Genomic DNA, 6,555 nt, shown 5'->3' on the forward strand with positions numbered 1-6,555 from the left:
CTCCTCTGCCCGCGCTCCCCCGGCCCGCGCCGTGGCGGGCGGCGGGCGCCGAGCTGCGCTGGGTGACGGGGTTCGCGGCGCCCTGGATCCATCGGCGCCTGCGCGGCCGCTCCTCCGGCGACGGCCGCACGGCCAAGCGCCCCGCGCTGCTACCGGTCATCCACACCGAACAGCCGCACACCCGGCCTCCGGCGCATCAGCCTGAGACCGGGTGAGCTTCGGCGGTCAGAGAGATTGGGAACGGAATCCGGCGTTAGCGAGTTCTCCCCGGTCAGTCAACCCCTGCCGTTGCTGTCTTCCGGACGTGGTCAACGCCGGATTCCGTTCCATCGCACAGATGGTCAGCGCTGATAATGATCATGGTGCAGAAGGCAGCCCGGGTCTCGATGGCGAAGGTACGGCGGACGGCTGGAGCCGGTCTGGACGATCTGCGGCATGGCGCGTGGTGATGGTGGCGGCGGAACGGCAGAGGCGAGCCCGAGTGGCGGCCGGTGACAGACGTGGGCATGTGACTGCGATCGTGCTGGAGCAATTGGGCGCCAACGCGAGCAGTTGCGGACTCTGGAGCCGGCGCGGCGCTTCCCGGGCCTTGACGGGTCCGGCCGGTCAGATCGCGGTCTGCTGATCGTGGTCGCGGAGCATGCGCAGGACGGTCGCGGCCGAGGGTGACGGCCCTTTTTCGCGCCGCTGGTGATGACGAGCCGGGCGGCGATGTCGCGCAGGCTGAGGTTCTGGGCGCGCAGGTGGAGAGCCATGGAGAGCATGTGCTCGTCAGTGACGGCGGCGCCGCCGATGGCCTTGCCGCGGGCGCGGGCGGACTCGTGGCCTTCCAGGGTGCGGTCGCGGATGCAGCCGATCCGCGCGTGCCCGGTCGGCTCGGCGTCGGCCACGGCGGGGCGGGGCAGTCGGAGCCAGGCCATGCCCGGCGCTCGGATGGCCGGGGTGGGGACGTTGAGCGCCTTGGCGAGCGAGGGCACGAGCCGGAAGCGGGCGGTGTGGTACTGGACGGCCACCTTGCCCTTGCCCGTACGGCAGGGCGAGCCGGCGGGGGCGGCGGGGGCTACCCCGACCGACCGTCGGAGTGCACGGCATCGCTGCGCTTGGTGCCCTCCAGCAAGAAACCGCACTTGACGGCGACCCGGCAGGAGGCATGATTTCGGGTCGAGTGATCCGACTGCAGATGGTAGAAACCAGCCTCGTCCTGCGGTGACGCGGCGAAAGCTCACCTGGTCGTTGCCATGCCACCGGCGATACACACGCCGACCGTTATGGCAGTCGTCCGCTTGCTGGAGGAAGGCACATGCCTGCCAGGTGGAGAAGATCAGGCGGCCGGGTGGGCGGTGACGTCGTGGCCCGCCCAGTTCAGCGCGACCTCGCCGGTCGTCAGGAAATCCAACTCGACCTCACCTTTCATCCTGGCGAAGAAACGGGTCTCGGACATGGGCCGCAGTTCGGTCCTGGCCAGCCCGTGTACCTCCACCATCAGCCGGTCGCCGTCGCGCGTGACGTCCATCGTGGACGTGCGGCCCATATGCCGCATCGTGTAACGGCCGGCGTACCGGTCGAGGACGACAGGGTCGACGGTGACGAAGACCCGGCGGCTGGGTAGCTCGTACGGCTTGCCGCGGGCGATGGCCGCCAGCGCGGCCTCGATCTCGGTGAACGCGGCGTTCTCGATGTTGGACAGCACGGTCACGAAGAGGTCGTCGCGACGGTAGTGCGCTGAGACGCTGACGAAGCCGATGGTGCCGCCCGAGCTTTCGACGCGGTCGCCGCGTACCGCACAGCCGTAGCCGTAGCCGATCCCATCGGCTGCGGCGTGCGGCTTGACCAGATCCGCGAGCGATTCTTGGCGCAGCAGGCGGGGCAGGCCGCGGTTCCAGCGGTGCAGGTCCTCGACTGTTGAGTGCAGGGCCCCTGCGGCGTCCTGGTTGGAGTTGTGCAGGTACGGGGTGCGGGTGAGGCGGCCGTCGCTCGCCATATAGCCGAAAGCGTGTCCTTCGGCGGGATCGTCGGTCAGGCCGCTGTGCTCCATGGCCAGTGGGGCGAAGATGTGCCTGCGGACGTACTCGCCGTAGGTCAGGCCGGACGACTGCTCGATCACCTCGCCGAGCAGGGCCCATCCGGAGTTGCTGTAGCTCATCCGCGCGCCTGGCTCGAACAGCAGGGGCCGGTCCTTGAAGTCGGCGATGAGCGCCGCTCTCGTGCGCGGTGTTCCCATGATGCGGGTGAAGCCCTCGGTCGTGACGTAATCGGGGATGCCTGAGGTGTTGGTTAGCAGGTGGTGCAGCGTGATCGCATCGCCGTGCGGGTAGCCGGGCAGGTGGTGGCCGATCGGGTCGGTGACGCGGAGCCTGCCCTGCTCCTGGAGTTGCAGGATCGCGATCGCGGTGAAGGTCTTGGTCTGGGAGCCGATCCTGAACACCGTGTGCGGCGTGTTGGGCACGGCGTGCTCGTGGTCGGCGTGGCCGTACCCCTTGGCGAAGAGCCGCCGGCCCTGGCGGGCGACCAGCACAGCGCCGCTGAACCTGCCGAGCTGCGTGTACGCGCGGACGAGCGCGTCCATTCGCCGCGAGAGGAAAAACATTCGTGTGCCTCCATTTTGATTATTCAACTTTGACTATCAGAGCACGAGGCTGCTGATATAGTCAAGCTTGACTATCGCGTGGAGGTGTTCGAGTGTCGTCGACCCGATTGCTCGTCCTGGGGCTGCTCAATGAGGGGCCACGGCACGGATACGAGATCAATCAGCTCGTCACGGCCGGGGCGCTGGAGCAGTGGACCGACGTGAAGCCGGGATCCGTCTATCACGCCCTGGCCAAACTGGAGGCCGAGGGGCTGGCTGAGACGCATTCGGAGGAGCGCACCGGCGATCGGCTGCGCCGCGTGTACGCGATCACGCCCGAGGGCCGGCACACGCTACGCGACCTGCTGCGTAAGGCGCTGTCCGCACCCCCGCACTCCACCAGGTCCGACTTCGCGCTGGCGCTGCGCTGGCACGCGTTGCTGGATTCAGGCGAAGCGTGGGAGTTGGTGGCGGCGTCCTCCCGGGCGCTGGAGGGCCGGCGGGTGGAGATCGCCGCGGGGCGGGAAGCGAAGGCCGGCCTGTCGCCGCTGGCCGACGCGCTATTCGACAACGCCGATGCGCATCTGGCCGCTGACGCGAAACTCCTGGAGGACATCCAGCACCTACTCGACCAGTGACGGCGAGCCGTGGCCCACATCATCTCTGAGCGGGTGGCCGAGCCCTACCGCAACGGGCGCTCAGCCGGTCCCCCCCTTGCACGTCTACGTGTACAGCCTGTGCACGTCTGCCTGTACGCCGACACCCAGCGGCGATGACCTGCGTCAAGTTGCCGCCAACTGCGCGCACCGTCAGTATCAGAACGTAGTTACTGGTTGTATTCCGCCTTTCGCAACGGGCGCACTCTCGGGTTCGAAGACACCTTCTGAACCCAAGCCCTCGAAACGCCCTCCGTTGGTCTTCACTCTTCGGTTTTGCGCTCGAAGACCCTTCAGAATTCACGAACTCACGGAGGATGGTCATCGGGGAGGCGTGGACCTCCACACGGAGGAAGTGCACCCCCCTGGGCGGCCAGGAACTCGTGCCGGGGGCGAGGGCGTGCACTCTGATCCATAACCCGTGCGCGGATCACCAACATGCTCCCGGCCTGGTTCACATCCCTGAAGCCGAGACACTGCGTCTGAGCCCGCGCTCACCGGACGGCAGGCGGGCCGTGCCCGGCTGGAAACTGGTGTGAAGAAAACCTGCCGAGCGGCGAACACTGGGCGACAGTTGCCTTCGGAAGGACGCCATGACTGCACCACCTGACGACAGCGATGTGATGGAAGACGTCACCGTGGTCGGGCGGTCGCTGGACAGTCCTGAGCTGTTCGCCCTCCTGTACGACCGGTACTTCACGGAGGTCTACCGTTATCTGGCCGCCCGGCTTGGCAGCGAGCAGGCCGAGGATCTGGTCGCTGACGCCTTCCTGCTCGCGTTCAACGGCAGGCGCGGCTTCGACCCGCGGCGGGGCACTGTGCGGTCGTGGTTATTCGGCATCGCCACGAACGTCGTGGCGCGGCACCGCCGCGCGGAGGGCCGCCGCCTGAACGCGCTCAGCAAGGTGGCGGCTGAGGACTCCGTCGTCGGGCACGAGGATCGGGTGACCGCGCGGCTCGCGGCGCAGTCCAGTCGGCCGGAGCTCGTACGGGGGCTGAAGGGCCTGGCGAAGGGCGATCGCGACGTGGTGTTCCTGCTCGTGTTCGGCGGGCTGGGCTACGAGGAGATCGCCACTGCTCTGGATATACCGGTGGGGACCGTCGGGTCCCGGATCAACAGGGCGCGCAAGAAGCTGCGTAAGGCCCTTGGCGACGTCAACCCGATCGGGGAGTGGTGATGGACGAGCTGAAGCTGATCGAGGCCGTGTTCGCGGAGCCCGAGCCCACGGCGGAGGCGGCGGCCAAGGGGCGTGACCGCCTCGTCCACGTGACCCGGGAGGCATCGGCGTCACGGTTGGGCCGTCCGCGCCGCGGGTGGCCCACCGCGCTGCCGATCCGGCGCGTCGCCCTGGTCGGCGCCATGGTGGTGATGCTCACCGGTGGCATCATCGTCAGTCAGGTGAGCCTGGGTGGCGTCGACCCGCGTACCCCCGGGTACCTGATCGCAGCCCCTCCGGCCGACGCCAAGGCGCTGCTCACCCTGGCCGCCCGGGCCGCCGCCGGCCGGCCCGACACGGTGCCGGCTCGCGGCCAGTACGTTCACACCAAGACGCTGGCCCAGCACAGCCTGTACACCAAGGACGGGTCGGGCCGGACGCTCTACACCAAGGTGCTGGTCAGCCAGGAGCGCTGGGAGGCCGCCGACGTGGGCAAGCCCTGGCTGAGCCGCAGCCGGAACCTGTCGGCCACGGGACCGGCGCCCCGCAAATACTGGGACCGCGGCGTCGAGGACATCGTGTCCGAGTCAGGGGCCTGTCCTGGCCAGCCGGCCTACGCGCGGCTGGGCGCTTGGCCGACGGATCCCGCCCAGGTACGCGCGAAGATCGTGGCCGAGGCGGGCGAGGAGCCGCTGCGTATCTGGCGCTCCCTCCAGAGCCTGGTCCGCGAGTCCGTGGTGAGGCCCAGCCTGGGCGCCGCGCTGTACCAGGTCGCCGCTGGGCTGGATGGCATCGTGCTCATCAGCGACGCCGTGGACGCCGCCGGCCGCCCCGGCCTGGCCGTCGCCATGGACGAGGGCAACGGCACCCGGTCCGAGCTGATCTTCGATCGGAAGACCTACCGCTACCTGGGCGAGCGCACGGTGAACACCAGGGACCGCCAGGTGAAACCGTCCTCCGGCGGCGAGTACACCGAGAAGAAGGACGCGGTGACCGGCACCGCCGTGCTCACCGTCGATCTCGCCCTCAGCTTGCCCGAGGTCTCACCGAATGCGTCCCGCATGAAGATCCCCTGCTGAGACTTCTCCCCACCTGATCCGGCCTTTCCGGCCGTGAGTTCTGTTTCGCATGCCCTCACATCGATCCGGCATGCCCTCAAAGAAGAAAAAGAAGAAGGAGACCCTCCATGTTCATCGCCAAGGCGATCGCGGCCACCCTGCTCGCCGGCTCGTTCGGCGGCCTCACCTCGCCGCCGTCCGGGGACGTCGCCGCGTACGAGAAGCAGACGCGACTGGAGGCCAAGCGCGTCGCCTGCATGACGGAGCGGGGCCTGGACTACGCGGCCTCGCCGGAGCCTCGGTACACGTGGCAGCCCGGGGAGCAGGAGCGGCTCGCCGGTGACCTGGAGGCGCTGCGGGCCTACCGGGCCAAGTACGGCTTCGGCGTCTGGTCGGCGAACGTCTATCCGAAGGACGAGGTCGCCAACCCCGTTCGGCACGAGAACCCCAACAACAAGATGCTGATGTCGCTCTCGGCCGGTGAGCTGAAGAAGTGGCGCGCCGCCGACGAGTCCTGCTTCTCCCAGGCGGTCAAGGAGGTGCTGGGCAAGACCGTCACCTCCCAGGAGGACTACCACGACCAGCTCGAAGCGGCGGTGCGCAAGTCGTTGAGCGTCCTCGACCAGGACAAGCAGCTCGTCCAGCTGAGCAAGCGGTTCGCCGCGTGCCTGGGCGTCAGCCAGAGCGAGCCGACCGCGCTGGACGGTCTGAGCCACACGAAGATCGTGCGGCAGGCTTCGGACGTCGCCAAGAAGGCGTGGAAGGGCGAACTGCCCAAGGCGCCCAAGGGCAAGACCGTCATCTTCCGGCCGAACCTGAAGCCCGCGCAGGCCAGGCCGTACCTGGACGAGGAGATCAAGGCGGCGCTGAAGGACCTGGAGTGCGGCAAGGACTTCTACCCCGCCTACTCCCCCAAGGCCAGGGAGATCACGTCGCGGGTCTACCAGGAGTTCGGCCGGGAGGGCGCGGCCCAGGCGATCCCGTCCCGGATCTACCTCAAGCTCGTCTGACGCAGCGCTCCCGGGGTCGCGGTCGTACATGATGTGCACGACGTCGCTGTACGGCGCTCCCTCGTTGACGAAGCGCTCGCCCTTGCCGTTGACCAGGATGCAGCCGGG

General features: G+C 68.5%; 5 protein-coding genes and 1 pseudogene. 5 read left to right on the plus strand and 1 reads right to left on the minus strand.

What is annotated here, in order from left to right; all coding sequences use genetic code 11:
- Window positions 1-215, plus strand: a pseudogene (locus ABZS51_RS42005) (hypothetical protein); the annotation flags it as partial.
- A gap of 1,106 nt (window positions 216-1,321) precedes the next feature.
- On the opposite strand, the gene ABZS51_RS42010 reads toward ABZS51_RS42005, so the two are convergent.
- Window positions 1,322-2,587: a serine hydrolase gene (locus tag ABZS51_RS42010; RefSeq protein WP_355453740.1), complete on the minus strand. Its 1,266-nt coding sequence runs from the start codon at window positions 2,585-2,587 to the stop codon at window positions 1,322-1,324.
- A gap of 92 nt (window positions 2,588-2,679) precedes the next feature.
- On the opposite strand from ABZS51_RS42010, the gene ABZS51_RS42015 reads away from it, so the two are divergent.
- The 4 genes from ABZS51_RS42015 (at window position 2,680) to ABZS51_RS42030 (ending at window position 6,447) form a co-directional block, all read left to right on the plus strand.
- Window positions 2,680-3,204 carry a helix-turn-helix transcriptional regulator gene (locus ABZS51_RS42015; RefSeq protein ID WP_355453742.1) on the plus strand — a complete coding sequence of 175 codons (525 nt, stop codon included), beginning with the start codon at window positions 2,680-2,682 and terminating at the stop codon, window positions 3,202-3,204.
- A gap of 611 nt (window positions 3,205-3,815) precedes the next feature.
- A complete protein-coding gene (locus ABZS51_RS42020) occupies window positions 3,816-4,400 on the plus strand; it encodes an RNA polymerase sigma factor (RefSeq protein ID WP_355453745.1) in 585 nt (194 codons plus the stop codon).
- Window positions 4,400-5,458 carry a CU044_5270 family protein gene (locus ABZS51_RS42025; protein ID WP_355453748.1) on the plus strand — a complete coding sequence of 353 codons (1,059 nt, stop codon included), beginning with the start codon at window positions 4,400-4,402 and terminating at the stop codon, window positions 5,456-5,458. Before ABZS51_RS42020 ends, ABZS51_RS42025 begins: the two co-directional genes overlap by 1 nt.
- A 107-nt stretch (window positions 5,459-5,565) precedes the next feature.
- Complete coding sequence (locus tag ABZS51_RS42030) at window positions 5,566-6,447, plus strand: hypothetical protein (protein WP_355453751.1); 882 nt, start codon at window positions 5,566-5,568, stop codon at window positions 6,445-6,447.
- The last annotated feature ends 108 nt before the right edge of the window (window positions 6,448-6,555 follow it).

The organism is Nonomuraea sp. NPDC005501 (assembly GCF_040605905.1).
In the GTDB taxonomy this organism is placed as follows: domain Bacteria; phylum Actinomycetota; class Actinomycetes; order Streptosporangiales; family Streptosporangiaceae; genus Nonomuraea.